The organism is Gordonia sp. PS3 (assembly GCF_041950545.1).
Classification (GTDB): domain Bacteria; phylum Actinomycetota; class Actinomycetes; order Mycobacteriales; family Mycobacteriaceae; genus Gordonia; species Gordonia sihwensis.
On record NZ_CP169524.1, the window covers coordinates 3,626,125 to 3,653,080 of the forward strand.

Consider the following 26,956-nt stretch of genomic DNA (forward strand, 5'->3'; position numbering starts at 1 on the left):
CAGCCTACCGGTGGCGTTAATCATTTCGTTACTCAGCAAAAGGCCCGGTATGTCACGGCGTGACATACCGGGCCGGTCGCCGTCTCATGCGTCGGCGTCGGGGAACGCGGTCTGCTGGTACCCGCCGCGCAGGGTTCCGTCGATGTACGCGGCCTTGGTGGCGCGGCGTGCGATCTTGCCGCTGGACGTACGCGGAATGGAACCGTTCGGGACCAGCAGCACGTCGCGGGCCATCACGCCGTGCCTGCCGGCGATGGTCGCGCGTACGGCGTCGGCCACTTCCTGCGGGTCGGCTTTGCGTCCGGGACGCTCGGCGACGATCACCAACTGCTCGGACGAGTCGTCGGGATCGCGGGTGAGTCCGCTGAAACCGCCCTCGAAGACCTCGTCGGGCAACTGGTTGGCCGGCACCGCGAATGCGGCGACGAAGCCCGGACGGATCGCGACGCTCGCCTCCTGGGCGCTCGCCTCGAGATCCTGCGGGTAGTGGTTGCGGCCGTCGACGATCACCAGGTCCTTGACTCGCCCGGTGATGTACAGGTCGCCCTCGTACCAGACGCCGAAGTCGCCGGTCCGCATCCAGCGGTCGTTGTCGGGTGCGCCCTCGGCGTGGCTGCCGCTCTCGAGCCGCTTGGCCAGCCGGTTGTGGAAGGTCTCGACGGTCTCCTCGTCCTTGTTCCAGTAGCCCTCGCCGATGTTCAGTCCGTTCAGCCAGATCTCACCGACCCGCCCGTCGGCCTGCTCCTCGCCCGTCTCCGGGTCGACGATGGCGGCCCACTGGCTCAGCGCCACCTGACCGCACGAGACCTGCGCCACGGCGCCCTCGGCCTCCGGGTCGACCGGCACGAATTCGCCCTGATTGAGCTTCTCGCGGTCGACGTACCGGACGAGCGCCTCGTTGTCGCGCTGGGTGGCGGAGACGAACAGCGTGGCCTCGGCCATGCCGTAGCAGGGTTTGATCGCCTTGGGCGAGAGCCCGTACGGCGCGAAGGCCTCGTTGAACTTGCGCATCGAACTGACGGTGACCGGTTCGGAACCGTTGATCAGGCCGATCACGTTCGACAGGTCGAGCGTCTCGCCCTCGTGGGGCAGACCGCGCAGCGCCGCGTGCTCGTAGGCGAAGTTGGGGGCCGCGGCGTAGGTCGGGGCGTGGTCGTCGACCGCCGCCAGCTCGCGGATCCAGCGGCCCGGGCGGCGCACGAAAGCCATCGGGCTCATGATCGTGACGTAGCGGCCGCCCAGCGCGGGCAGGATCACGGTGAGCAGACCCATGTCGTGGAACAGCGGCAACCAGGTGACGCCGCGGGCGTTGCGGTCGATCTCGATGGTGTCGTAGATCTGCAGACAGTTCGCTGCCACCGCCCGGTAGGTGATCTCCACGCCGGCGGGCACGCGGGTCGAGCCGGAGGTGTACTGCAGGTAGGCGACCGAGTCGAGGCTGTTCCGGTCGGCCACCGGCGGCACCCAGGAGGCGCCCACCGAGTCGGGAACCGCGTCCACCGCGATCACGCGGGGGCGCTCCTTGGCCGGACGGTCGGCGAAGAAGTCGCGCACCGCCTCGGCCGATTTCGTCGAGGTGAGGATCGCCGAGGGCTTGCAGTCCTCGAGGACACCGATCAGCCGGTCGGTGTGGCCGGGCTCGTCGGGACTGAACAACGGCACGGCGATGTTGCTCGCGTACAGCGAGGCGAAGAAGCCGATCACGTACTCCAGCGACTGCGGCGCGAGGATCGCGACCCGGTCACCCGGCTGCGTCACCTGCTGCAGCCGCGCGGCGACGGCGCGCAGACGCTTGCCGAACTGCGCCCAGGTGAGGTCGATGCGCTCACCGTCCCGCTCCCGGCTGAAATCGAGGAAGCGGTAGGCCAGGGTGTCGGCCTGTTCCCGAACGTTGCGCTCGACATAGTCGACCAGCGTCACGTCGTCCTCGAAATGGAGGTTGCCGGTCTCGTCGAGGAACTGCTCGAACTCGGTATTCAGCATCCGTTAACTCCTGTTACCCGCACTCTTGCACGGCCTTGGGTCAATTGATCCGCACGCGTCCCCCAGTGGCACCACGGTGCCCAGCCCCCCGAACGTACGAAAACCTCGGTCAGTTTACTCTCCCCGCAGAAGCGGGATGACAGGCGCGAACGCGTCCATCTGCGTCGGGAATACTCCCACGTAGCTCATCGTGGTCCGGCGGCGGACTTCACGGATCTGCTCGGCGATCTCCTCGAAGGAGCCGAAGGCCAGGTACGGCGACGAGAGGATGTCGTCGACGGTCAGCTCCACATCGCGCGCGATGTTCGGCGGATACCCCTGCTCCAGAGCCTTGAGCGCCATCTCCGCGGTGGCCACGCGATCGTCGGTGACGACGATGGTGGCGATGGTCCAGTTCAGTTCGATCTGATCGAACCGGTCGCCGGCGGCCTCGCGGATCCGGTCGACGCGCTCGATGGTCTTCTCGATCGTCATGTCCGACAGCCGGAGCTTGCCCTCGCGGGTGGTGCCGGTCGCCACCGAGATGATGTCGGCGTGCTTGGCGGCGAGCGCGAGCATCTTGGGACCTCCGCCGCCGACCGCGATCGGCGGTCGCGGCCCCTGGCGCGGTCGAGGCGACCCCTCGAGGCCCTTGATCTGGTAGAACTCGCCGTCGAAGTCGACGGTCTCGCCTCGCATCAGCTTGTCCAGGATCGTCAACGACTCGTCGAGCCTGCGGATCCGCTCGCCGGGCGTGCCGAATTCGATGCCCGCCTTGTCGAACTCCTCTTTCATCCAGCCCGAGCCGATGCCCAGCTCCAGCCGGCCCTTCGACAGGACGTCGATGGTGGTGGCCTCCTTGGCCAGCACGGCCGGATGCCGGAAACCGTTGGCCAGCACGGACGTCGCGAGACGGATGGTGCTGGTGGCCTGCGAGAGCGCACCGAGGGCCGCGAGCGGCCCCACCTGGTTGCCCATGTGATCCGGTATCGCGAAGGTGTCGTACCCGTACTCTTCAGCGGTCTGGGCGAGCTTCACGAATTTCCGGGCGCCGCCCTCGTCCTTGTTGCCCTCGCCGCCCGCGCCGAAGCGGAACTTCCGAAGTCCGTCGGCGGTATGCGTCGACGAGTCTTTGGCAGTCGTCACGAAGCGTTCTCCTCATAGGTCTGCGGCCCGCTGCGCGGGCCCCAACCCGAGAAGGCTATCGCAGGCAGTCGCATCGCCCAAGCTGACCGGCACTGATACCGCCCCTGTCGGACGGCGCGGATCTCGGGGAGCCGGTCTCCGGTTCAGGTGTGCTCGGGATGCGGCGCACCGGAGATCAGCTTCGAGGCCCACGCGGTCATCCACTGCGTGGCGCTCTGTCCGCTGTTCGACTTCCAGTACCGGGTGGTCGCGTACAGGGCGTGCACCGGGTTGCCCGCCGCGTTCGCCAGCTTGCCGATCGCACTCAGCGGATCGTTGACGGTCGGCGAATCGCAGATGAGGTCGCCGGGCGCGCAGATCGAGTAGACGCGATCGGAGAGGTCGCCGAAACCGCCGCTGCGAGCGCCGGACAGCGTGGTTCCGGGAACCATGCTGCCGAAACCGCCGAGTGCGATCTCGGCGCCGACACCGGCCGGGCTCGGCGCCACGTCGTGCTGACCGCCCGGCTGACGACGGCCGTCGGCGATCATCCCCACGCCCAGGACCAGGTCCTGGTCGGCCGCCGGGATGGGACCGCGGCCGTTGGCGATATCGCTCGCGACATCGCCGGTGATGACCGCGCCCTGGGAGAAGCCCATCAGCACGTACCGCGTCAGCGGGCAGTGCGCATGCGTCTTGCGGAGCTTCTCCTCTGCACGCCGGGTGCCCTGAGCACGCGAATCGTCGTAGCTCGCCTGACGGTCCGCCAGGTTGGTCGGATTTCGGAACTGCGCCTTGTACGGCACGGTGTACACCTCGGTCCGCGACCGATCGAACTTCTCCTCCAGCGGCGAGGAGACCTTCAGCATCAGCGACTTCGGGTTCGCGGTGGGATGGTACGGATCGTCGCCCGCCTTCGACTCCCATGTTCCCGGGATCACCAGGGTCAACACGTCGGGACAGTCGGCCGGTTGCGCCTGCGGACGGTTCGACGGCGCCGTGGTGGTGGTGCCCGGCTGCCCGGGCCCCGGCGGAGGGGGCGGCGGCTTGAGCCACTGATAGATCAGGAATCCGATCAGCAGCGCAGCGACGATCGCGAGGACGAGCACGATCAGCAGCAGCCGCCCGATTCGGCGGCGCTTCAGCACAGGTTCTTCTCTGCCGCGGTGATCACCTTGTCGGACTTCGTGTTCGCCTCGGCGTCACTCTTGGTCATCGGGCCGATCGCGGCACGCACGTACGCCTTCACCAGCATGGGATCGGCCTTCTGCGACTTCGCGTCGCAGACGTAGTGACCCATGGTCAGCGCCACGTTGTTGTCGTCGTCGCCCATGAACGAGACGTTCTGCTTCTTCAGATCCGTCAGATACGCCTTGTCCTTGTCGCTCAGCTTGATGCCGCTCGGCGGCGGCGATCCGCCCGGGAAGTTGCCCGGCGGCGTGGTGGACGAGTTCGGCTTGGTCTCGGGCGGCGACACGGCGGCCTTCGACGCCCCGCTCTCGGCCTGCTTGGACGCCTCAGCCGATGCGGATGCCTTGCTCGAATCCGATCCGGGCATCGTGGTGGTGGTGACTGGCGCGGTGCCGATGGGGGCGCTCGCGGTCGACGAATCGCTGCACGCGGTGAGCGCGCCGACCGCGACGGCGAGCGCTCCCGCCGCGACGGCGAGCCGGAGGTACTTGGCAGTCATGACGGCCAGCCTACCGCCGTCGAGCGGCCCGACCCGCCGCGCAAAGGGGTTCACCTGCGAAGACATGGCAATTCCTCAGACGAAACTCAGGCAGTGGTGGTGCGGGTCACTCGACCCGGGCACCGCCCTGCGGAGTCCAGGTGATCTTGCCGCGTTCGAAGGTGTTGAACTTGACGCCGTCGCGGCCGGTCTGCTCGTCGCTGGTCGGCAGTCCCAACCGGTCCGCGGCGGGCACGTACGCGCCGCCGATCGCGCCGCCGACCACCTTCGGCCCCTTCGGTCCGGTGAAGATGCGTCCGTTGCGGAAGTCCTGGGCACTGCCACCGGGCACCGGGTACTGCGGGGTGAGGCAGCCGCCGAGATCCTTGACCTGCGGCGCCTTCTTGAAGGCGTCGCCCACCTGGCACGCCACCTTGTCGCCGCTGAGTCCCAGCGCGCTCGCGGCCTGCGGCCACGCCTGTGCCATTTCGAACTCCCAGTAGGGCCAGGTGTGCGTACCCGACGGCCGGTAGACGGCCTGCCCCGGGATGCCCAGCTTGTTGAGGCGGAAGGCGAACTGCTGGCTGGTGACCCGAGAGAGGACCTCCAGGCCCACGCCGGAGTAGTTGGTCGCCAACAGCGGGATGTCGGAGGGCTTGTCGTGGGGGCCCACCACGCCGTTGCCCGACGAGATGTACAGGCTGGTGCCCCGCAGCTTGGATGCGAGCACGTACGGGTCGTGCTCCTTCCAAGCCGGGTCGCTCGGCGGTCCGAACATCTTCATCGAGTCGTAGCCGCCGCCGTCGCGCAGGGCGAACTGGACGGCCTGCGGCATCCCGTACGACGACAGCTGGAGAATGCCCGAGAAGGACGCCGCGAACCGGTAGAAGCCGGGGTTGCGGGCAGCGAGCATCATCGCCGCCGACCCGCCCATCGACAGACCTTCGATGCCGCGCACGTCGGTGGATCGCCACTGTCCCTCGAGGATCGGCGGCAGCTCGTGGATCAGGAAGCTCTCCCACTGGTAGTTCTTACCGCGGTCGGGTTCCTTCCAGTCGGTGTAGAAGCTCGACTCACCGCCGACCGGCATGATCACGTTGACGTTCTTGTCCTGATAGAACTGCTCGGCGTTGGTGTTGATGAGCCAACCGCTCTGGTCGTCCTGCGCCCGCAGTCCGTCCAGCATGGTCAGCTGGGGGAACTTGGCGCCCGGGTTCGAGAACCAGTCGCGGGCCAGGAGGATCTGAACCTGGATGTCGGTGTTCATCGCGGGCGAGTGCACCCACAGCGCCACGCGGTGCGAGCTGTACCAGTACGTCTTGGTGACCACGGCCGGCGGTGCCGGCTTGGCCGGAGCGGGCTTGGCTCCCGGCTTGTCGCCGGGCTTGGCGTCCGGCTTCGCGCCCGGCTTGGCGGGGGCGGGCTTGTCGGCGCCCGGCTTGGGCGCGGGCTTGGGAGCCGGCTTGGCGGGCGCCTGCTGCGGCGGCTGGGGCGCCGGATCGGCGAGCGCGGGCCCCGCACCGGCGGCGACCATCGATACGGCCACGGCGAGACTCGCCGCGCCTCGTCTCGCGGTCGTCGTCTTGGTCCAGATCTTCACTGCGTACTCCTCACAAGTCCCCGGCCGTGCCTTCTCGCGCCCACGCGACACCGGGCGTCTCCCGTGTTTTTACACGGGAAATCCTCAGTTCGGTGCGCGCCACGCTGTGACTCGTGTGAATTATGTGACTGAAGTGTCTAAGACGTCCCGGAATGACGCGACCGAACCAGCCCCGCCCGGCCACAGTCGGCCCGACAACGGACTGAGCCGCGACATCGCGGATGCGATGTCGCGGCTCAGGCGAGATGTGCTCTAGCGCGCGGCCAGTGGGATCAGTTGAAGAATCCCCGGGCCTTGGCGTTCCACAGCATGTCGCTCCAGTAGCCCCAGGCGTGGGTGCCGTTGGCGGAGTACGACATCACCGGGACTCCCTGGACGAAGGCCGCAGCCTCGAAGGCCTTGGCCTGCGCGAACGCCAGGAGCTCGAGCGGCGTGCCCTTGAACAGGTCGTCGAAGGTGTTCTGCGGGTAGTTGTAGCGGCCGAACAGACCGTTACCCGAGCCGACGAAGATCTTGAGGCCGTGCATGCGGTTGATGAGCATGAACGGATCGTTCTGCGTCCAACGCGGGCTCCACGGCGGACCCCACATCGCGTCGACGTTCCACGGCTGCGGCTCCACGTCCAGCATGGCCAGACGGAGCGCGGTGCGCATGCCCGGCGCCGACAGCGTCAGGTAGCCCGACAGCGAGCCGGCCGCGTAGTAGAGGTCACGACGCTGCGCGGCGTGCGTCAGCGCGGCACCGCCGCCCATCGACAGACCCATGATGGCGTACTTGCCGCCCTTGCTCGCGAAGCCCTTGCTGCGCAGAGCCGGGACGAGGCGCTTGTCGAGCACGCAGCCCCACTTGTACGCCTTGCGCTGGCCGTTGAAGTTCGACGGCGCATCCCAGTCGGTGTAGAAGCTGGCGGGACCGCCCACCGGCATGACGACGTTGACGCCGCGATCGGCCATCGCGCGGGCGTTGGTCTCGATGTCCCAGCCGCTGCGGTCGTAGCGCGCACGCATTCCGTCCAGCAAGATCACCGTGCGGGTGTTGCCGGGCTTGCGCCAGGCCTGCACCTTCACCTGACCGGGGGCCATCGACTTGTTGCCGAAGGCGCCGTTGGTCGGCATGCCACAGGCGTCGATCCAGAACCCCGCGTACGACGCGGCGCTCGCCTGACCCGCTCCGATGGCGGTACCCATCAGCCCCATGGCAGTGAGCACTGCGACGAGGACCGCGGTGAACCGGCGATGGCCGGCCTGCGGTTTGCTCTTAGCTACGCGCATTGACTGCATTCTCCCTAACTCTGCTTTGCACTCACCGGCGGTCCTGAGACCACCTGTGAACCTCTTCGGCACGCGTGGGCACCGTCGTTGACGTCACAAAAGTCACATCTGCAACTGGATAGAGCGAGCCTATTCGACTCTCCCACCCTCACCAAACCCTGTGATCGCAATCACATAGCCTGGTCAGTCGACTTGTGCACAGCCGCTCCGCGGGCCTTCACCCTCGTTGCGGCCACGCCGTTTCTATCGTGCAACCGAGCAAGGACGTTACCGTTTCGATATCTGGCCCGCCAATCGGTGAGAGCTATCTGACACATGTCCGTCTCAGCTTCACCTGAGGCGGCTCTCAGTTATCCGAGGTCAGCCCCTTGGGCATCGCCAAGCCGCACCGCTCGATCTCGTATTTCGGTTCGCGGGCGATCCGGTAGGAATTGAACTCTGCGGCCTGCCGCAGATTGTGCCGGAATCGGGCGAATGTCCAGGTGCCCTTGTACGAGGCGAATCGCGCTTCGGTCATCGGGCAGGTCAGTGCCACGCGGGCCATCTTCACCTCGTCCCGGTCGATGAACGCCGGGAAACCCGAGACGCTTCCGCTCTCGGCGACCACCCATTCGGTCGGCAGATGCTTGTCGTGCCCGATGCGCCCGTCGGTCAGCCGCGGCGTGTGCGCCGCCAACGGATACGCCAGGCCCATCTGGTCCACCACCCGGACGTCGAGCGGAGCGTTCATGCTCGTCATGCCGAGGTTGAGGAAGTACACCGTGGTCTGTCTGGGGATCCCGGGCTTCAAGTGCTCGGGCAGCGGAGCCACGTACCACTCGTCGAAGTTCGCCGACGGGAGGATCACCCCGCCTCCGGCGGCCTCGGTCTGCCGGATCTTCTCGACCATCGCGCGCATCCGCGGATACTCGAGGTAGTCCTCTGCGGTGATCGGGTTCTCGTTGCCCATGTTCGTCACATAGAAGCGACGCTCGTCGACGATGCCGTCGCGGCCGATGTCCATACCGGCGTTGGGCAGCACGGTCTGATTGACCGCCACCCCCCACCACACGGTGGTGACGACGCCGCCGAGCAGCAGCAGCCCGGCGCCGAACTGGTACCGCGACCGCGCGCTGGAGAGCGAGGCGGGAATCGTCACCGGGATCACCATCACCGGCAGCAGCAGAATGAACAGCGGCGCCAGCAGGACGCGGCCGTGCATGAAGTCCCCGCCTTGCCGAATCCAGTACAGGCCGAGGATCAGCCCGGCCACCAGCGTCGTGACGACGACGGCGTTCTGGGACTGCACGTGGTCGACGGCCGACGACCACGTGCGACGGAGCCGCTGCATCGGCGGGACCGGCGGCGCCCCGAGGATCTCCGGCGCATCGGCATCGTCGGCGGGGGCCGCCGAGACGGCAGACGCCGCCCGAGGAGCCTCGCGGCGAGTCAGGTACGCGCCGACGGCGAGCAGTACGCCCGCCACGATCGCGACGATCACCGGCAGCAACAGGGTGTACGGGGTGAACAGGTTGTCCAGGTAGGCGAAGCCCTGCTTCCACTTGGACCCGCTCGCATCCTTCGCGATCGCCGGATTCGGCACCAGGACGGCGTAGTAGCCCATGCGGAAGATCTGATAGCCGATCGGGACGGCTCCCGCGACCACCACCATCGCCACACGCATGCGCCAGCCGATCCGCGAGACGAACAGCACCAGCAGGACCAGTCCGCCGAAGACCGTGATCTCCGGACGGATCAGCGGCGCCATGCCCGCGGTGAAAGCCAGGAGCAGGAAGGCGATCCGCGACCGCCGGCTCCCGTCGGCCGGGTCACGCCGGCCCCAGGCGAGGAACTGGCACCACAGCGCGGCGATCCAGAAGATCACCAGACCGTTCTCGAGGCCGGACGTGGCGAAGTCGCGCGCGGGCGGAATCACGATGTACACGATCGCGCCCAACGGCAGCAGCAGCGTGAGCCCCGGCCCGAGCGCCCGGCGACCGTACAGGCGCGCCGTGCCGTACATGGCGAGCGGCAGCGCGGCCACCGACAGCACCAGCGCCACCCAGAGTGCGACGTACTCGGTGTGCTCGGCGCCGGTCACCCAGCTCCAGAACCAGATCAGGTAGGTCCACGCGGTGGAGGTGTTGGCCTCCACCCGTTCACCGGCGTTGAAGACCGGTCCGTTGCCCGCGAGGAGGTTGCGCACGGTGCGCAGGACGATGAGGCCGTCGTCGGCGATCCAGCGGCGCTGCCACGCACCGATCGCGAACAGCACGGTGACGGCGAGGGCTCCGATCGAGAAGCTGGCGATCGGTGCGATCAGCCTGCGCCGGTCGCCGCGGTTCGCGGGCCGTCCGCCGTCGCGGGGCTCGTCGAGGGCCTCCGGGCCATCGGGGTCGTCGGAGACGACCGGGATCACCGTCGTCGGATCATCGGACCGGGACTCATCAGAGCGGGACATAGACCGCAACACCCACCAGCACGACCCACGCCACCGCAAGGAACTGCAGCACCCGATCGCCGAGCGCGATGTCCTCCGGCTCGCCGGCCTGACCGCCGTCGACGTCGACGGCGTAGCGGAGGATCGCGACGGTGAACGGCACCATCGAGATGGCGTAATAGACGTTCTGCGAGTGGATGCCGTCGAAGGCCCACAGTCCGTAGCAGAGGACGACGGCGGTGGCCGAGAGCGTCCACACGAACCGCAGGTACGTGGTGGTGTAGTACTCGAGCGACTTGCGGATCTTGGCCCCGGTGCGCTCGGCCAGCTGCAACTCGGCGTAGCGCTTGCCCGCGGCCATGAACAGCGAACCGAAGGCCATCACCAGCAGGAACCACTTGGACAGGTCGATCTCGGCGGCCACGCCGCCGGCGATGGCGCGCAGCAGGAAGCCCGACGACACGATGCAGATGTCGACGACGGCCTGGTGCTTGAGCCCGAAGCAGTAACCGAGTTGCACGCCCAGGTACACCGCGATCGTCACGGCCGTCTGCCAGTTGGCGATGAACGCGATGCCGATCGATCCGGCGGCCAGCACCACGGCGAGCACGAAGGCGAGGTTACGCGGTACCACGCCCGCCGCGATGGGCCGGAAGCGCTTGGTGGGATGGTTGCGGTCGGCTTCCACGTCGAGAGCGTCGTTGATGAGGTAGATCGACGACGCGACCAGGCAGAACGAGATGAACGCGATGCCGACGTTCAGCATCCGGTCCGAATCCTTGAGGACCTCGGTTCCGGCCGCCAGCGGCGCCGCCAAGACCAGGACGTTCTTCACCCACTGGCGCGGGCGGAGTGCCTTGATCAGACCCGTCGCCAGATTCTTCGGCGGACCGGGGACGCCGTGCTCGATCGGCTCCTCGCTCATCGGTGCTTCCTCACTTGCTCGAGTCTCGGTTGCGGGATTGTGCATCGGCGGCGATCACCGCTCCCGCGGTCACTGCACCGACAAGAGCGCCGGCGGCCACATCGGAAGGGTAATGGACACCCAGAACCAGACGCGAAAGCAGCATCGGCGGAACCACCGCGGCGGGCACCAGCACCTGCGCGACGGGACTGCCCGCGGCCCGCCCCAGCAGAATCGCCGCAGCGGTGGTGGACGTGGCGTGACTGGACGGGAAACTCAGCCTGCTGGGGGTCCCGACGCCGACGCGGATGTCGGGGTGGCTCGGGCGCCTGCGGCGCACCACGCGCTTGATCACCACGGACGCGGCATGCGCCACGAATGCGCCGGCACCGGCTTCCAGGTAGCGGCGGCGCGCGACCTCGTCGCCACGTCGGTGCGCGGCGTAGGCGCCGGCCCCGGCGAGCGCCAGCCAGCCCAGCGAGTGCTCTCCGAAATGCGAGAGTCCGCGTGCGCCGGAGAGCACGCCGGGCCGGTCGGCGATCGCCGACTGAACGGCCACCAGCATCGCCGCCTCGCCGGTCGCGGGTTCCGGCGCGGCGATCTGATCAATCGATTCCGAAGACACGGGCCCAGCTCTCCTTGCTCACCAGATCGTCATGTGCGGCGCGGTACTCGTCCCGCTTCGCGTCGAACTCATCGCGCAAACGCTTGACGAGAGCCGCCGACTCCCTTGCCAACGACAGCATCTTGTCGCGATCACGCTGGCGGTAGACCACCCCGCGACCGTCGGCGGTGGTGACGGTGACGCCGTCGACCCGGCCGAGCGAGAACCAGCGCGCCTCGATGGGCGGATAATTGGCCTGCGGGACGCTGTGATGCCGGGGATCGGCCGGGCGCACGTTGTTCACGACCGCCGCGGCGAGTGCCTTCACCTTCGCGACCGGGCCGGTGGGGACGTCTGCGCCCAGCGCCGTGGCCTCCCCAGTGGCGGTCGGCAGGTCGGTGGCCGAGGGAAGCACCACCGCGTCGGGGTAGCCCTTGCGGATCTGCGCCACCTTGCCCAGGGCGGTGGGCAGCAGCGACCGGATGTGCTCCGGCCCGGCGAGGAAGTCGCGGATCGCCTCGTTCTGGATGGCGACCGTGGAGTACTCCAGGCACAGGAGGTGCTTCGCGGTGGCCTTGGCCATCGACTTGAGGATGCCGTCGATGGAGCCGTCGGTGTAGATCGACGCGACCACCAGGCGGTTGCGCAGATGGAAGTACGCCTGCCAGTCGATGGCGTCGTCCTTGTCGCTCCACGCCATATGCCAGATGGCGATGCCCGGGATGGTCGCGGTCGGATAGCCCGCCCGCTCGGCACGGAGCGCGAACTCCCAGTCGTCCCACTTGATGAACAGGGGCATCGGCAGGCCGATGGTCTCCGCGACCTCGCGGGGGATCATGCACATCCACCAGCCGTTGCCCTCGACGTCGATGCGCCGGTGCAGGTTCTTGGAGTTCTCGCGATCGCTGAGCGGATACTCGGCGAAATTGTGGTCGTACTCGACGAACGGAGCGGCGGTCCACATGAACCGGTTGCGGTCGATCACCTCCCCCATGCAGTGCAGATGGCTGCGATCCTGCAGGTTCAGCATCTGACCGCCGACCAACATCGGCGACTTGGCGAAGCGCGACATCGCGAGCGCACGCAGGATCGAGTCCGGCTCGATCATGATGTCGTCGTCCATGTACAGGATGTACGGGCTGTCGGTGAGCCGCAACGCCTCGTACATGATGCGCGCGTAGCCGCCCGACCCACCGAGATTGCCCTGGTCGAAGATGTGCAGACGATCACCGAGGCGCTCGGCGGCGGCCGAGTAGCCGTCCTCGTCGACCACCTTGCGGGTGCCCTGGTCGGGCATCAGGACGGCGTCGATCACGGCGTCGACCATCGGGTCCGAGGTCAGCGCGCTCAATGCCGCGACCGCGTCGGCCGGGCGGTTGAAGGTCGGAATGCCCACGGTGACGCGGTCGGTGCCGGCCTGTGCGGGCTCGATCGGTGCATACCACCCGGCCGAGAGGATCTCGGTGTCCGTGTCGGTGGTGATGTCGAACCAGATCCAGCCGCCGTCCTCGAACGGGCCGAGGTCGGTCTGAAACTCGAACACGCCGGTCCCGTCGTCCCCGAGCGGAACCAGATCGCCGCCGATCGCGATACGGGAGCCGTCGATCTTGGATCGGTAGAGGTCCACGCGCGCATTTCCGCGCACCTCGACGCGCAGGACCACCGAGTCCAGGACGCTCCAGCGGCGCCAGTACGAGGCGGCGAAGGCGTTGAAGTAGGTCGCGAAGCTGATCTCCGAATCGGCGCCGAGCCGCACGCTGGTGCGGTCGGGCGCGTGGGCGCGCGAGGCGTTGCTCGGCGACTCCACGAGGTACAGCGACCGAACGTCCAGCGGTTCACCGGGACGCGGGAAGATCACGCGCTGAAGCAGGCTGACCGCTCCGGATTGCTGTGCCTGAGTCATCGGGCCGCTCCCTCGGCCAGCGGCGCACCGTCGCGCAGGTGCGGCGCCAGCGTGTTGTCGAACATGGTCAGCGCGCTGGCGATGGCCATGTGCATGTCCAGGTACTGGTAGGTGCCGAGGCGACCGCCGAAGAGCACCTTGGACGAGGCCGCCTCGGCTTTCGCCAATTCGCGGTAGGCGTTCACCATGGCGCGATCGTCCGGGGTGTTGATCGGGTAATAGGGCTCGTCGTCGTCCTTGGCGAAGCGGCCGTACTCCCGCATGATGACGGTCTTGTCGGTCGGATAGCTCTTCCGCTCCGGGTGGAAGTGGCGGAACTCGTGGATCCGCGTGAACGGCACGTCGGCATCGTTGTAGTTCATCACCGGGGTGCCCTGGAAATCGCCGGTCGGCACCACCTCGAGCTCGAAATCGAGCGTGCGCCAGCCGAGCCGGCCCGCCGAGTAGTCGAAGTAGCGATCCAGCGGGCCGGTGTAGACGACGGGTGCGTCGGGACTCGCGGCGCGCAGCTCGTCGCGGACGTCGAACCAGTCGGTCGACAACCGCACCTCGATGCGCTCATCGGCCGCCATGTTCTCCAGCCACGCGGTGTAGCCGTCCACCGGCAGACCCTCGTAGGTGTCGTTGAAGTAGCGGTTGTCGAAGTTGTAACGGACCGGCAGACGGGTGATGTTGCCCGCCGGGAGGTTCTTCGGATCGGTCTCCCACTGCTTGGCGGTGTAGTGCTTGATGAATGCCTCGTAGAGGGGACGGCCGATCAGGCTGATCGCCTTCTCCTCGAAGTTCGCCGCCGCATCGGTGTCGACCTCGGACGCCTGTTCGGCGATCAGCGCACGCGCCTCGTCGGGGGTGAAGTAGCGGCCGAAGAACTGGGACACCAGGCCCAAGCCCATCGGGAACTGGTAGGCCTGGCCGTTGTGCATCGCGAAGACTCGATGCTGGTAGCCGGTGAAGTCGGTGAACTGGTTGACGTACTCCCACACACGCTCGTTGGACGTGTGGAACAGGTGCGCGCCGTACTTGTGGATCTCGATGCCGGTCTCCGGCTCCGCCTCCGAGTACGCATTGCCACCGATGTGGTCACGCCGTTCGACGACGAGCACTCGCTTCCCCAGTTGCGTCGCTGCGCGTTCGGCGACGGTCAAGCCGTAGAAACCCGAGCCGACCACGATCAAGTCGTAGGTGCTGTTGTTCGTCACGACTGTTCAGCCTATCGGACCGATCCTGAGTATTCCCGCAGCGAGCACGCGCGACGGCCCGCCCGGCGGTGTGAGATTCGTCCGTGAAAGAGGCCGTGAGAACCGTCAGCCCAGGCCGTCCCGCGTGGGGAAACCGAGCGCGGCGAGGCCGCCCGCGTTCAGGAAGTCGGTCAGCGACTGGCCCATCAGCGCGTGCACGCCGGTGAGCGGGCTGAAGTAGATGACGCCGTTCTCCAGCACCTGCACCAGACCCGGCAGTCCCTTGCCGTCGGTGAGCAGTTCCGGTTTGGCGACGGTGCCCGTGGAGCCCTGCGAGTTGTCGCTGCGCTCCAGATTCACCTGCTTCAGATCCACCTGCTTCGCGGTGAGCTGCTTGAGTCCCTCGGTGACCAGTTTCTCCAGCATCGGGGTGACCTCGCCCACGATGCCGGTCACGTCGGGCAGTCCCACCGCCGACAGCCCGGGCACGATCTGGTTGAGGACGGCGCCCAGCGGGCTGAGGTCGAGCAGTCCCCCTCCCGGCGAGTCCGGTCCCACCTGCGGCTTGACGATCTTCGGCATCGATTTCTGGCCCCGCACGGAGAACCAGTCCGATTTCAGTTGCAGCTTGACCCGCGCGTCGTTGCCCGAGGCCTCCACCGTTCCGCCGGTGCCGGTCACCCGGACCTTGACGACGCGGCCGCCGCCTTCGCCGAGACCGTTGGCCTCGATCACCTCGAAGCTCTTGAGCGACCCGACGCCGAACGCGGAGCCGATGCTCGACGCGCTGACGGTCGCGGACCACGAGTGGTCGGGTGCGATGGAGTCGCCCGCATCGCGGACGGCCGGGAAGAGTCCGCCCGCGGTGTACCCGCCGGTGGAGGCCGAGAACTCGGTGAGAGCGGGTTTGCCGTTCAGCAACCGGATCTGCCCGGCGGTGGCGTCGGCGGCCCGGCTGGTCCGGGGATCCTCGCCGGAGGCGCCGTGATACATCTGGGACGCCTGGGTGTTGTCGATCTTGCGACCCGCGGCCAGTCCGGCCAACACATAGGAGCGCGCCGCGACCGCCTGCGCCTTGAGGGCCTCGAATCCGCCGGTGTCACCCCAGGACGGCATCGACTCCTTGGGGATCACACCCTTGACGTAGTCGTCCACGTGCAGCTTGTTGTAGACGCCGCCCGGACCGATGCCGATGGAGCCGCGGTACTTGTCGCCCCCGTTGCAGAAGGTCAGCAGTTCCTGGTCCCGCCGGTTGGTCCCCGGGTTGATCGGGTCCACCTGCGTGGCCGGAACAGTGCTGACGACGGCGCCGCCGCAGCCGTCGGTAATCGTGGCCGTACCCCCGGACAGGCTGACCGCCTGTCCGGGAGCGACCGTCTGCGTGCCTACGCGCATTCCGGCAGCCGCATGAACACCGACCGACGCCTTCTCGCTCAGCGAGACCGTGACGTCGGGGGTGCTCACCTTCCCCGCGACTGTGTTTCCGTAGTAGTGCCGGAGGATCTGATCCGCCGACCACCCCTGCTTCGCGTAGCCGTACGCACCCCACTGGCCCAGACCGCGTCCGTGCCCGTGCCCGTGCCCGTCGAGGACGATCGGCGTGTTCGCCGCCAGGGCGACCCCGTCGGAGGAGAACACGTCGGTGCCGCCGACGACCAGACCACCCGCGAGCAACGCGGGCGCCAGGCCCAGGGCAGCGAAGGTCAGAGTTCGCTTCTTGGCTCGGCTCGGTCGAACATTCGGCAACTGCACAACCCCTTATGGCGGGACCACTGCATGCGTGTGGCCCGTGTGACTAGTGGGACTCCTGTGACAGTAGTGACCAGACTGCGGACACGACAAGTTCAGACGGTCACAACCGAGTCACGCTTTTAGAACCAGCGTTCGAGGACCTGGGCGACACCGTCGTCGAGGTTCGACGAAGTCACTTCGTCGGCCGCCTCCGCCGCTGCCGGATCGCCGTGCCCCATCGCCACGCCGTGCGCCGCCCACCGCAGCATCTCGGCGTCGTTGGGCATGTCGCCGAACGCTATCGGTGCCCGTCCGTCGACGTCCGAATGCTCCACGAGCCACGCGAGCCCTGCGGCCTTGTGCGTTCCGGCCAGTGAGAACTCGATCAGGCCGGTGTCGATCGAGAAGGTGATCTCCGCCAGGTCGCCGACGCGCGGCGCCACCGCCTCCGCCATCGCGCGCGAGGACATGCTCGGCATTCGTGCCAGCAGCTTGACCGCAGGCGACGCGGCGACCTCGTCCTGGCTCACATAGACGTGATCGGGATTGAGCCAGGCGTGTTCGTAGCCCGGCGTCGCGACGAACGGCGGCGTCGCGGTGTCGTAGGCGGAGCCTCCGGCCCGCTCCGCGGCGAGCCCGCATCCCGGCAGTACGTCCGCGCAGATCTCGGCGATCCGAGCGAGTGCGCCCGGTTCGAGGGTCGCGGCGTGCAGCACCGTGTCGGTGGCGACGTCATACACGATGGCGCCGTTGGCACAGACCGCGTAGCGCACGGCGGCGGGGGTGTCCGCGAGTTGATCGGTGATCTCGGGAATCCAGCGTGGCGGGCGACCGGTAGCCAGAACCAGTTCGACGCCGCGCTCACGGGCGCGGCGCAGCACCGAGACCGTGCGGCCGGAGATCCGGTTGTCGTCGTCGATCAGGGTGCCGTCGACGTCCGAGGCGATCATCGTCGGAGTCGGCGAGTCGGTGGTCATTCGGATCGGCTCCCCCGTTTGGCTGCGCGACGTCGCGCCTTCTCCGCTGCTTCCGCGTCCTCGATCACCAGTGCCTCCGCGGGTGTCGGCGCACTGCCGCCGAGTCTCTCCGGCAACCAATCGGCACCGGCGGGCGCCTCCGGGTACCGGTCCTGCGCCCGGTGCAGAAGGACGGTCATCGTCTCGCGCAGTCGGGCCGTGCCCACGGCGGGATCCTCGTCGGCGGAGAAGGTCATCGGCGCACCGAACTCGACGTCGATCGGGATGCGATGGAATCCGATCCGGCGCTTGGCGCCCTTGGTCCATTGCCGCTGTGCGCCCCAGACGATCGTCGGGATCACGGGTACGCCGGCCTCGGCCGCCATCCGCACAGCTCCCGACTTGAACTCCTTGAGTTCGAAGCTGCGGCTGACCGTCGACTCGGGGTACACGACGATGAGTTCACCGCCGCGAAGCGCGTCGACGGCGGATCGATATGCGTCCCCGCCCGCTGAACGGTCCACCGGCACCGCCCTGGCGTGTTTGACGAGAAATCTCATGATGCCCAGGTCCATCACTTCGGACTTGATGAGGTACCGCCCGCGTCGACCGCGCTGGTGGAGCCCCAGACCGGCCGGAATGAAGTCCACGTAGCTGGTGTGGTTGATCACCACGACACCCCCGCCCGCGGCGGGAACGTTCTCGAGGCCGAAGTAGCGACGCCGAACCCCCTGCGCCAGCATGATCGATCCGGCGATCCCCTCGAGGGTTCGATAGACCGGCTCCATCGTCAGTCCGCATCTCCGGACGCCTCGCGCCGAGCCCTCTTCGCCGCCTTGGCCTCGGCATCCGCGCGGTCCATCGCGTTGGCCTCCTCGAGCGTGGGGGCACCGCCGCCGCGCGCCGCGGGCACCCAGAACTCACCCGCCGGGTACTCGCCGTAGCCGTCCTGCAGTTCGGTGAGCTTGGCTCGCATGGAGTCGAACAACCGCTGAGTCAGTTCCTCCGGCGTGCCCTCCGGCCTCAGGGGCTCGCCGACCCCGACCATGATCTTGAATCCGGTCCGGCCGAGCTGCCGCGGATGTCCCTTGGTCCAGATCCGCTGCGCTCCCCAGATGATGGTCGGGATGATGGGCGCGCCCGACTCCAGCGACATCCGCGCCGCTCCGGACTTGAACTCCTTGAGTTCGAAGCTCCGGCTGATCGTCGCCTCCGGGTAGACGCCGACCAACTCACCGCGCTTGAGGTAGTCGACGGCGTCGCGATAACTCTGCGCACCGTTGGCGCGATCGACCGGGATGTGCTTCAGGGACCGCATGATCGGTCCGCCGACGGCGTTGTCGAAGACCTCTTTCTTGGCCATGAAGCGGACGTACCGCCGCGGCTTCTGCAGGAATGCGGGAATGCCCGCGAAGGTGAAGTCGAGGTAGCCGGTGTGGTTGATGGCCACCACCCCGGGACCGTGGGCCGGCATGTTCTCCACACCGGAGATATCGAACTTCAAGCCCTGGGCGAGCCAGAGCAGACGGGCGGTGGACACGACTCCGGCGTACACGGGTTCCATGTCAACAGAGCTTAGTCACCGGCTCCGACACCGCAGGACTCCGCGAGGCGTCGTCGCCGGCTCCCGCGCTCATGCGAGCGATCGACTGATCACCAGCCGCTGGATCTGGTTGGTGCCCTCGAAGATCTGAGTGATCTTCGCTTCGCGCATGAATCGCTCCACCCGGAAGTCGCGCGTGTAGCCGTTGCCTCCGAACACCTGGACCGCGTCGGTGGTCACCTTCATCGCCGCATCCGTCGCCACCAACTTGGCCACCGACGCATTGCGCGAATACGGCAGTCCGGCGTCGCGGCGCCGTGCCGCGTCCAAGTACGTCGCCCTCGCCGAGTCGACGGCCGCGGCCATGTCCGCGAGCAGGAAGCCGAGGCCCTGGTGGTCGATGATCTTGCGGCCGAAGGTCTCGCGCTCCTTGGCGTAGGCCACCGCTTCGTCGAGGGCCGCCTGTGCGATGCCGGTCGCGACCGCCGCGATGCCGAGGCGTCCCGAGTCCAACGCACTGAAGGCGATCTGGAGTCCCTGGCCCTCCGCACCGATCCGGCGCTCGGCCGGCACCAGCGCACCGTCGTACCGGGCGGAGGTGGTCGGCACGGCGGCCAGGCCCATCTTCTCCTCGGGGCGCCCGAAGCTGAGGCCCTCCGTGCCGTCCGCCACGAGGAAGCAGGAGATTCCCTTGGACCCCTCGCCGGTCCGGGCGAACAGGTTGTAGAAGTCCGCGACGCCGCCGTGGGTGATCCACGCCTTCTCGCCGGTGATCCGGTAGTCGTCGCCGACCGCCTCCGCGCGGCATGCCAGGGCCGCGGCATCGGATCCGGCCTGCGGTTCGGACAGACTGTACGCACCGATGCTCGCCCCGCCGAGCATCTCCGGAAGCCAGCGTTCCTGCTGTTCCCGGGTGCCGAAGGCGAACAGCGGATGACATGCCAGGCTGTGCACGCTCACTGCGACGCCGACCGCCGCCCAGCGCGCCGCGATCTCCTCGAGTACCTGCAGGTACACCTCGTACGGTTGCCCTCCGCCGCCCCACTCCTCGGGATACGGGAGGCTGAGCAGCCCCGCCTCGCCGAGCTTCGCGAACACGCCCTCCGGATACTTCTCCGCCTTCTCGTGCTCGTCGACGATCGGAGCGAGCACCTTGTCCGCGATGTCGCGCGTCAGGTCGATCAGATCGCGGGCTTCTTCGGTCGGCAGCAGGCGGTCGACGGGCACGTCGGACTCCTCGGGATTCGAAAGCGAACAGTACTGGGAACGGTTTCAGAGTACTGCCGGGCCGGCAGTACTACAAGACAAGGAGCAGTACCCCTGGTCAGTACTATCGAACCCATGTCCGCGCCGACCGATCCCGACTTCGCCACGCGACGCCGCTCGCAGTTGTTCGACGAGTTGCTCGCGATGTTCCTCGAGGAGGGCTTCGCCCACTTCACCCTCGACGCCATCGCCGGGCGCCTGCGGTGCTCCAAGTCGACGCTCTACACGCTCGCCGCCAGCAAGGGCGAACTGGTCCGCGCGACCACCATCCACTTCTTCCGCCGGGCCACCGACGACGTCGAGGCCGCCGTAGCGGAGGCCGCGTCGCCGCGCGAGAAGATCACCGCCTATCTGGAGGCGGTGGGCGACGCACTCGGCGGGGCCTCGCCTGCGTTCATGACCGATCTCGCCGCCTTCGCTCCGGCGAGAGAGGCGTACGAGCAGAACACCCGGATCGCGGCGGCGCGCGTGCGGGAGCTGATCGACGAGGGCGTCGCCACCGGCCAGTTCCGGGACGTGCACGCGGCTTTCGCCGCCGACCTGGCCGCGACCGCGATGGTCCGGATCCAGCAGGGCGACGTGCGCGCGGTCACCGGCCTCGACGACGCCGGCGCCTACCGCGAATTGGCTGCGCTCCTCACAGCGGGGATCAGCGCCTGACCCGGATCATCCGCGGCCAGGTCAGCGCCCAGGCGACCGGTCCGGCCATCGCATCCAGAAGTCCAACTCGAGCGGTCCGGTGCCGGGTTCGGCCCGGTACGGCTCGAAGTCGGTGATCCCCTCCGCGGCGAGCACGTCGTCGTCGATCAGGCACCGGCCGGTGAACTCCGCCGCGGGCTTGGTCAGGACCGCGTACGCGGCGTCGCTCATGATGTCGGCACTGCGCGCACCCCGGAGCATCTCCTCGCTGAGGAGATTGCGGACCGCCGCGGTCGCGATCGAGGTCCGGGGCCACAACGTGTTCGCGGCGATGCCGTCCGCGGCGAGTTCCCGCGCGAAGCCGAGCGTCAGGATGGTCATGCCGAACTTCGACAGGGTGTACGCCGCCCCGACCTGATCGAACCATTCGGGCGCGAGGTCCACCGGGGGCGAGAAGGTCAGGATGTGCGGGTTCTCCGACTTCCGCAGGTGCTCGATCGCCGCCTTCGAGAGTGCGAACGTGCCGCGCGCGTTGATGTCCTGCATGAGGTCGTACTTCTTCATAGGGATGTCTTCGGTGGCGGTGAGATCGATCGCCGATGCGTTGTTGACCACGATGTCGATGCCGCCGAACCGCTCCACCGTCTGCGCCACGGCGCCGGCGACGGACTCGTCGTCGCGGACGTCGCCCACGATCGGCAGCGCCCGCCCGCCGGCCTCTTCGATCGCCGCGGCCGCGGTGTAGATGGTCCCGGGGAGCTTCGGGTGCGGCTCGGCCGTCTTGGCGAGCAGCGCGATGTTCGCGCCGTCGCGCGCCGCGCGAATCGCGACAGCCTCGCCGATGCCGCGGCTGCCGCCGGAGATGATGAGCGTCTTGCCGCGCAGTGAACCCGTTTCGGTCATGGTCGCCTTCCTGTCCACCGATCCGAGCCGTGACGGCCCAGATCGATCGTTCGTATTCGATCCGAACGTAGAAGGCTCGGACGCGATCCGTCAATAGCCCGATCCACGCACTTCAAGCCCGTTAAAACAGACCGTCAGTCCTTTCGCGAACCGCTCCGATCGCACACGGCAGATTTAGTATCCTTAAATCCATGAACGATGATTCGGCGTCGGCCGCCACTATCGAAGCCGAGCTGGGATCGCGGATCCGAGCGGCACGCCTAGCTCAGCGGCGGACTCTCCGCGATCTCGCCGCGGCGGTCGGCGTCAGCACGGCCACGCTCAGCCTGATCGAGAACGGGCGATCCGGGCTTCGCGTGGCTCGGCTCGCCCGGATCGCCGACGCACTCGGACTTCCGCCGGCGGCGCTCCTGTGCCCCGAAGTCCCCGAACCGCCGGCTCCGGGGCCGCCCACAGCCGGCGGCATCCTGCCCGACGACGGCGACTGGCGACGGTACCGCCCACTCGTCCTCGATCCCGTTCTCGCCGCAGCGCTCGACGAGATCGTCGAAGTGGGATACCACGGCGCGACCATCCGCAGCATCGCGAACCGGTGCGGAAGCACGGTCTCGGCTCTCTACACCAGGTATGAGAACAAGCAGCACATCCTGATGACGCTGCAGGAGCTCGCCGTCAGCGCGGCGACCGACCGCGGCGCCATCGCCCGCGCGGACGGCCGGAACCCCGTCGAACGCTTCTGCTTCCTGGTGGAGCATCTGGCATTGCTGCACACCTACCGGCGCGAGCTCGCGTTCATCGGCACCAGCGAACTGCGCAGTCTCGATCCGGAGAATCGGCGCCGGATCGCCGGACGCCGCACCGATCTGCAGCACATGGTGGACGAGGAGGTCGACGCCGCCGTGCGCGCGGGGCGGTTCCACCCGGACCATCCGCACGAGGCCTCGCGCGCGGTCGTGACCATGTGCACGGCGATCTCCGGCTGGTGGCGACCGGGCGGCCCGTTGTCGCCGGAGCGGGTGGCACAGTTGTACGTCGGCTTCGCACTTGACCTGATGCGCGCCGATCCGCGATAGCGACGCCGGTCACGGCGCGACGATCTGCCCCCACCGCCGACCGTGCTCGGCGATACCCTGGAACAACAGCCCCTGCGCCACCCGAAAGGCAGCACCCCGTGCAGATCACCAGCATCGGCCACGCCGGATTCCACATCCAGACCGCAGCCGGATCGATTCTCTGCGATCCCTGGGTCAACCCCGCGTACTTCGCCTCCTGGGTGCCCTTCCCCGACAACTCCGATCTGGACTGGAAGGCGCTCGGCGACTGCGACTACCTGTACGTCTCGCACCTGCACCGCGACCACTACGACGAGCAGAACCTGCTCGAGAACGTGAACAAGGACGCGACCGTGCTGCTGCCGGACTACCCGGTGCCGGATCTGCGCCGCGAGCTCGAACGCCTCGGCTTCACGAAGTTCGTCGAGACGCAGGACTCCACGAAGCACACCGTCTCGGGACCCAAGGGCGATCTGGACATCATGATCATCGCGCTCCGCGCGCCCGCCGACGGCCCCATCGGCGACTCCGGTCTGGTGGTCGACGACGGCGAGACCGTCTGTTTCAACATGAACGACGCCCGCCCGATCGATCTCGACGTGATCGCCGACGAGTTCGGCCGCGTCGATGTGCACCTGCTGCAGTACTCCGGCGCCATCTGGTACCCGATGGTCTACGACATCCCCCGCAAGTCGAAGGCCAACTTCGCGATGCAGAAGCGCCAGCGCGGCATGGACCGCGCACGCTCGTACATCGAGCAGGTCGGTGCCACGTGGGTGGTCCCGTCGGCCGGGCCGCCGATGTTCCTGGACGACGACCTGTTCGGTCTCAACGATTTCAACACCGGCAGCGATGCCGACAAGGCCAGCATCTTCCCCGATCAGGCGGAGTTCCTGGAACAGATGCGCACGCACGGCACCGACGACGGGGTCAAACATCGCGGACTGATGATGGTCTCCGGGTCGGCGGCCGACTTCGCGGGAGACGAACTTCGCGAGATCGTGCACCCGTATCCCCCGGAGACGGTTTTCGGCGAGAACAAGAAGGCCTACCTGGAGGCGATGAAGGAGAAGTTCGCTCCGGTCATCGCCGCGCAGAAGGCCACCTGGGCCTCACCCGACGGACCGTCGCTCCTGGAACCGCTGCGCGAGAAGTTCGAGCCGATCATGAAGCAGTCGGACCTGATCTGCGACGGCATCGGCTACCCCGTCGGTCTGGTGGTGGGAGAAGAGACGTACGTGCTCGACTTCCCCAAGCGAACGGTGCGGATGCGCGAGGACGGCGACGGCAAGTACCGGTACGGATTCCGGATCGCCCCCGAGTTGGTGCGCACGGTGCTGCGCGACGACGAACCCGACTGGGTGAACACCATCTTCCTCTCGACCCGGTTCACCACCTGGCGGATCGGCGGATACAACGAGTACCTGTACACCTTCTTCAAGTGCCTCACCGATGAGCGCATCGCCTACGCCGACGGCTGGTTCTCCGAGGCGCACGACGACTCGGCGTCCATCGAGCTCGACGGGTGGGAGATCCAGCGCCGCTGCCCGCACCTGAAGGCCGATCTGAGCAAGTTCGGCGTGATCGAGGGCGAGAAGCTCACGTGCAACCTGCACGGCTGGCAGTGGGATCTGGCGAGCGGGCGCTGCCTGACGTCGAAGGGACACGAGCTGCGAGCACAGCGTGCCGAGCCCTAGTCCGGACGCCCCCAGCCGGTGCTATGCCGGCCGTTCACTGGCCGAGCGGAGGGCTGAGCGGCGGGAACGGTTCCAGGAGGCCGGCCTCGAGCTGTTCGGCACCCTCGGCTTCTCCTCCGTCACGGTCTCGGCGCTGTGCGCCGAGGCCGGATTGTCGCGCAGACAGTTCTACGAGGAGTACTCGAGCCGGGAGGCGTTGCTCGCCGAGGTCTACGACAAGATCCAGGAGCACGCACGCAAGACTGTCGTCGACGCGGTGCGGGCGCTCGGGGAGACGAATCCCCGCGAGGCGGCGCGCGCGGCGATGAGCGCCTACATCGACACGATCGCGACCGATTCGCGAGCTATCCGATGCTCCTTCATCGAGGTCGTCGGGGTCTCCGCCGAAGTGGAACGGCGTCGTCTCGCCGGTCGTGTGACATGGGCGCGGTTCATCGCCGACACGATTTCAACGATCCCGGGAACCACGCGCAAAGACGTCGACTACGCCGCGACTGCCTTCATCGGCGCGCTGACCTCGGTCGTTCACCGCTGGGGGACGGCACAGGAGCGTCCGGACCGGTCGGAGATCGTAGATCTGCTGTCGGACATACTCGTTCACATCGCAATCGACCGCACTGACTAGTGCACACAGCCGGTTAACCGTGATAGCTTTGGCACAGGTTCTGAGACGCTAGAGTCTCACACCGCGTGCTCGGTCCGGGTGGAATCGGGGCTCTTGGGAGGGAGCTGCTCGGATCGCCGGAGGGCGCGGCGCCGGTTTGGGGGAGAATCCGCAAACTGCGCCGCGCTTTCTCTTGCCACAGGTCAGGACGGATTCAGCACACCGGTCGCGACCAGGACCGCATAACCGATGAAGGCCACGGTGTCGATCAGCGCGTGCGCCAGGACGAGCGGCCAGAGCCGCCCCGTCGCCTGATACCAGCGTCCGTACACCAGACCCATCACGAGGTTGCCCGCGCCGGCACCGACGCCCTGGTACAGGTGGTAGCCGCCGCGCAGAAGCGCGGACGACGCCAGCGCACCCCGCTCTCCGACGCCCAACTGCCGTAGCCGGGTCATGAAGTAGCCGACCACGACGACCTCCTCGGCGAACCCGTTGCCGAACGCCTTCATCGCCAGAACCGGGATCCGCCACCACAGACCGTCGTCCGGCGCCGCCACGAGCTGCGAATTCCAGCCCATCGCCTGAGAGAACGCGACCAGCGCCAGACCGGGCAGTCCGATGATCGCCGCCAGGACTGCGGCGGGCGGCACATCCGCACGCACGGGCCGCCCGAGGCCGATCCGCCGAAGGCCGATTCCGCTGCGCCACAGCAGGTACGCGCCCAACCCACCGATCGCCAGCAGGCGGACCACGCTCATCGACTGACGGATCACGTCGATCGCGGCCACCGACGAGCTCACCGGGTTGAGGGCGACCGTCGTGTCGCCGATGCCCGCGGTGAGAGCGTTCTCCGCCAACGACAGCACCGCGTACACGGCCGAGAACCCGAAGGTGAGAACGCCGACGAGGATCAGTTCGACGACGATCGCACGCCGTTCGCCGCGGTCGTCGACGCGTCCCACGGCAGGCGCGGGCGGGTGGACGAAAGCCCGCAGAAGTCCGCGGATGCCGCCCGCCTCAGAACTCACCGCTCCAACGGTAGCGGCAGCACTGAGGCGATGCGTTCAGTCCTCGCCGAAGCAGGGATGCAGGGCCAGCGAGTGAATCGCCGCGGACAGTTCCGGGATGCGGGAGACCGGGCGGGCGAACGGCATCCGCACGTCTTCATCGCGATTGCCGACCTCCACGCGGAAGGTGATGCCGAACCGGTCCAGGCGCAGCGGCCGGGCGCGCCCGCCTCGGACGTGGTCGGGCAAGCGCTGAGCGAGTTGGCAGATGAGGTCCTGGTGATCGGCGTCCAGGTGCACCAGCCAGTCGTTCTCGAACTCCCAGAACAGATCCGGACTCGCGGCGGCGAGCGCGTCCACGTCGACGCCGCCCGCCCCGGTCGACGTCGCGATGACAGCCGACTCGAGCGCCATTCGCATGAGGCTGTATCCGTGGCCCACGTCGAGCAGCTTCTCGTCCGGGTGGTCACCGGCGATCTCCACCGCCAGGTCGCGCTCGAGCCGTGCGGGCACCTCGTGAAGCGTGCCCGACAACCAGATCAGCGACCGCACCCGCTCGCGCATCCTGACCGGTGCGACGTCGATGACCTCGACCATCGCCGTGACGTCTCCGCCCTCGCGGACCAGGCGCAGCGCCGGCGTCTCGTCGGGAACCAGGAGAAAGGCGTCGCTTTCGAACAGATGGACCATCCCGACCGAATCGCACCCCTTCGGCTCGGTCGCCGCACAGTCCGGCGCACTGACCGACAGCGTTCCCGAATGAGCACGACGGCAGGCCGTCTGGATCAGTTCGGCATCGCACGGCGCGAGGATCGTGTTCACGTCCACCTCCAGGAAACGGTCTAATTAGCTAAGCCTAACTTATGCTCACCTAACCTAACCTGAGGGCTTTTCGCCGTCAACGCCCCGGCCGCACGGCC

23 protein-coding genes are annotated in these 26,956 nt (G+C 67.7%); 4 read left to right on the forward strand and 19 right to left on the reverse strand.

Annotation, left to right across the window (positions count from 1 at the left end):
* Positions 1-84 precede the first annotated feature (84 nt).
* The 16 genes from fadD32 to ACE11G_RS16890 all read right to left on the reverse strand — a co-directional run bounded on the left by fadD32 (position 85) and on the right by ACE11G_RS16890 (position 20,092).
* Entirely contained in the window at positions 85-1,983 is a 1,899-nt protein-coding gene (gene fadD32, locus ACE11G_RS16815; RefSeq protein WP_006897123.1) for a long-chain-fatty-acid--AMP ligase FadD32, read from the reverse strand.
* Between the two features lie 114 nt (positions 1,984-2,097).
* The gene (locus tag ACE11G_RS16820) at positions 2,098-3,108 is read right to left on the reverse strand and encodes an LLM class F420-dependent oxidoreductase (RefSeq protein WP_006897124.1); all 1,011 of its coding nucleotides are present in this window, start codon (positions 3,106-3,108) and stop codon (positions 2,098-2,100) included.
* A gap of 143 nt (positions 3,109-3,251) precedes the next feature.
* Positions 3,252-4,235: a cutinase family protein gene (locus tag ACE11G_RS16825; protein ID WP_045539322.1), complete on the reverse strand. Its 984-nt coding sequence runs from the start codon at positions 4,233-4,235 to the stop codon at positions 3,252-3,254.
* Complete coding sequence (locus ACE11G_RS16830; RefSeq protein ID WP_039867708.1) at positions 4,229-4,777, reverse strand: DUF732 domain-containing protein; 549 nt, start codon at positions 4,775-4,777, stop codon at positions 4,229-4,231. Before ACE11G_RS16830 ends, ACE11G_RS16825 begins: the two co-directional genes overlap by 7 nt.
* A gap of 106 nt (positions 4,778-4,883) precedes the next feature.
* The gene (locus tag ACE11G_RS16835; RefSeq protein ID WP_375003164.1) at positions 4,884-6,356 is read right to left on the reverse strand and encodes an alpha/beta hydrolase-fold protein; all 1,473 of its coding nucleotides are present in this window, start codon (positions 6,354-6,356) and stop codon (positions 4,884-4,886) included.
* Positions 6,357-6,628: 272 nt separating this feature from the next.
* Positions 6,629-7,627 (reverse strand): alpha/beta hydrolase family protein, encoded by a 999-nt coding sequence (locus ACE11G_RS16840; RefSeq protein WP_006897128.1) that lies wholly within the window; start codon positions 7,625-7,627, stop codon positions 6,629-6,631.
* A 346-nt stretch (positions 7,628-7,973) separates the two neighbouring features.
* Positions 7,974-10,067 (reverse strand): hypothetical protein, encoded by a 2,094-nt coding sequence (locus tag ACE11G_RS16845; RefSeq protein WP_375003167.1) that lies wholly within the window; start codon positions 10,065-10,067, stop codon positions 7,974-7,976.
* Positions 10,054-10,971: a decaprenyl-phosphate phosphoribosyltransferase gene (locus tag ACE11G_RS16850; RefSeq protein WP_006897130.1), complete on the reverse strand. Its 918-nt coding sequence runs from the start codon at positions 10,969-10,971 to the stop codon at positions 10,054-10,056. Before ACE11G_RS16850 ends, ACE11G_RS16845 begins: the two co-directional genes overlap by 14 nt.
* 10 nt (positions 10,972-10,981) lie before the next feature.
* Positions 10,982-11,575 (reverse strand): phosphatase PAP2 family protein, encoded by a 594-nt coding sequence (locus ACE11G_RS16855; RefSeq protein WP_006897131.1) that lies wholly within the window; start codon positions 11,573-11,575, stop codon positions 10,982-10,984.
* The gene (locus ACE11G_RS16860) at positions 11,556-13,457 is read right to left on the reverse strand and encodes a glycosyltransferase (RefSeq protein WP_062367834.1); all 1,902 of its coding nucleotides are present in this window, start codon (positions 13,455-13,457) and stop codon (positions 11,556-11,558) included. Before ACE11G_RS16860 ends, ACE11G_RS16855 begins: the two co-directional genes overlap by 20 nt.
* Complete coding sequence (gene glf, locus ACE11G_RS16865; RefSeq protein ID WP_062367833.1) at positions 13,454-14,656, reverse strand: UDP-galactopyranose mutase; 1,203 nt, start codon at positions 14,654-14,656, stop codon at positions 13,454-13,456. Before glf ends, ACE11G_RS16860 begins: the two co-directional genes overlap by 4 nt.
* 105 nt (positions 14,657-14,761) lie before the next feature.
* A complete protein-coding gene (locus tag ACE11G_RS16870; RefSeq protein ID WP_375003170.1) occupies positions 14,762-16,381 on the reverse strand; it encodes a SpoIID/LytB domain-containing protein in 1,620 nt (539 codons plus the stop codon).
* Between the two features lie 125 nt (positions 16,382-16,506).
* On the reverse strand, positions 16,507-17,343 hold the full coding sequence (locus tag ACE11G_RS16875) for an HAD family hydrolase (protein ID WP_045538148.1): 837 nt from the start codon (positions 17,341-17,343) through the stop codon (positions 16,507-16,509).
* Complete coding sequence (locus ACE11G_RS16880; RefSeq protein ID WP_375003172.1) at positions 17,340-18,110, reverse strand: lysophospholipid acyltransferase family protein; 771 nt, start codon at positions 18,108-18,110, stop codon at positions 17,340-17,342. The genes ACE11G_RS16875 and ACE11G_RS16880 overlap by 4 nt, the downstream gene beginning before the upstream one ends.
* A gap of 2 nt (positions 18,111-18,112) precedes the next feature.
* Positions 18,113-18,886, reverse strand: coding sequence for a 1-acyl-sn-glycerol-3-phosphate acyltransferase (locus tag ACE11G_RS16885; protein ID WP_006897137.1), 774 nt, complete (start codon positions 18,884-18,886; stop codon positions 18,113-18,115).
* 69 nt (positions 18,887-18,955) lie between these two features.
* Positions 18,956-20,092, reverse strand: coding sequence for an acyl-CoA dehydrogenase family protein (locus ACE11G_RS16890; protein ID WP_006897138.1), 1,137 nt, complete (start codon positions 20,090-20,092; stop codon positions 18,956-18,958).
* A gap of 114 nt (positions 20,093-20,206) precedes the next feature.
* Here ACE11G_RS16890 and ACE11G_RS16895 point away from each other — a divergent pair, with 114 nt between their 5' ends.
* Positions 20,207-20,791 (forward strand): TetR/AcrR family transcriptional regulator, encoded by a 585-nt coding sequence (locus ACE11G_RS16895; RefSeq protein ID WP_375003175.1) that lies wholly within the window; start codon positions 20,207-20,209, stop codon positions 20,789-20,791.
* Positions 20,792-20,812: 21 nt separating this feature from the next.
* Here the strand turns inward: ACE11G_RS16895 and ACE11G_RS16900 are convergent, their stop codons facing one another.
* Positions 20,813-21,673, reverse strand: a complete 861-nt coding sequence (locus ACE11G_RS16900; protein WP_375003177.1) for an SDR family oxidoreductase — start codon at positions 21,671-21,673, stop codon at positions 20,813-20,815.
* Positions 21,674-21,864: 191 nt separating this feature from the next.
* Between ACE11G_RS16900 and ACE11G_RS16905 the strand changes: the two genes are divergently transcribed.
* The 3 genes from ACE11G_RS16905 (at position 21,865) to ACE11G_RS16915 (ending at position 25,047) form a co-directional block, all read left to right on the forward strand.
* A complete protein-coding gene (locus ACE11G_RS16905) occupies positions 21,865-22,746 on the forward strand; it encodes a helix-turn-helix domain-containing protein (protein WP_278125750.1) in 882 nt (293 codons plus the stop codon).
* A 98-nt stretch (positions 22,747-22,844) separates the two neighbouring features.
* Positions 22,845-24,422: an MBL fold metallo-hydrolase gene (locus ACE11G_RS16910; RefSeq protein WP_062367830.1), complete on the forward strand. Its 1,578-nt coding sequence runs from the start codon at positions 22,845-22,847 to the stop codon at positions 24,420-24,422.
* Entirely contained in the window at positions 24,409-25,047 is a 639-nt protein-coding gene (locus ACE11G_RS16915; RefSeq protein ID WP_062367829.1) for a TetR/AcrR family transcriptional regulator, read from the forward strand. The genes ACE11G_RS16910 and ACE11G_RS16915 overlap by 14 nt, the downstream gene beginning before the upstream one ends.
* 182 nt (positions 25,048-25,229) lie before the next feature.
* Here ACE11G_RS16915 and ACE11G_RS16920 read toward each other — a convergent pair whose 3' ends face one another.
* Positions 25,230-26,057, reverse strand: a complete 828-nt coding sequence (locus ACE11G_RS16920; RefSeq protein ID WP_375003180.1) for a CPBP family intramembrane glutamic endopeptidase — start codon at positions 26,055-26,057, stop codon at positions 25,230-25,232.
* Positions 26,058-26,093: 36 nt separating this feature from the next.
* Complete coding sequence (locus tag ACE11G_RS16925; protein WP_006897145.1) at positions 26,094-26,864, reverse strand: DUF2470 domain-containing protein; 771 nt, start codon at positions 26,862-26,864, stop codon at positions 26,094-26,096.
* Positions 26,865-26,956: the final 92 nt, after the last annotated feature.

Bases quoted from the DNA above. Each gene is read 5' to 3' on its own strand.
- fadD32 (WP_006897123.1), bottom strand. From the start codon at position 1,983: ATGCTGAATACCGAGTTCGAGCAGTTCCTCGACGAGACCGGCAACCTC.
- ACE11G_RS16830 (WP_039867708.1), bottom strand. From the start codon at position 4,777: ATGACTGCCAAGTACCTCCGGCTCGCCGTCGCGGCGGGAGCGCTCGCC.
- ACE11G_RS16840 (WP_006897128.1), bottom strand. From the start codon at position 7,627: ATGCGCGTAGCTAAGAGCAAACCGCAGGCCGGCCATCGCCGGTTCACC.
- ACE11G_RS16845 (WP_375003167.1), bottom strand. From the start codon at position 10,067: ATGTCCCGCTCTGATGAGTCCCGGTCCGATGATCCGACGACGGTGATC.
- ACE11G_RS16850 (WP_006897130.1), bottom strand. From the start codon at position 10,971: ATGAGCGAGGAGCCGATCGAGCACGGCGTCCCCGGTCCGCCGAAGAAT.
- ACE11G_RS16860 (WP_062367834.1), bottom strand. From the start codon at position 13,457: ATGACTCAGGCACAGCAATCCGGAGCGGTCAGCCTGCTTCAGCGCGTG.
- ACE11G_RS16875 (WP_045538148.1), bottom strand. From the start codon at position 17,343: ATGACCACCGACTCGCCGACTCCGACGATGATCGCCTCGGACGTCGAC.
- ACE11G_RS16880 (WP_375003172.1), bottom strand. From the start codon at position 18,110: ATGGAGCCGGTCTATCGAACCCTCGAGGGGATCGCCGGATCGATCATG.
- ACE11G_RS16885 (WP_006897137.1), bottom strand. From the start codon at position 18,886: ATGGAACCCGTGTACGCCGGAGTCGTGTCCACCGCCCGTCTGCTCTGG.
- ACE11G_RS16895 (WP_375003175.1), top strand. From the start codon at position 20,207: ATGTCCGCGCCGACCGATCCCGACTTCGCCACGCGACGCCGCTCGCAG.
- ACE11G_RS16900 (WP_375003177.1), bottom strand. From the start codon at position 21,673: ATGACCGAAACGGGTTCACTGCGCGGCAAGACGCTCATCATCTCCGGC.
- ACE11G_RS16905 (WP_278125750.1), top strand. From the start codon at position 21,865: ATGAACGATGATTCGGCGTCGGCCGCCACTATCGAAGCCGAGCTGGGA.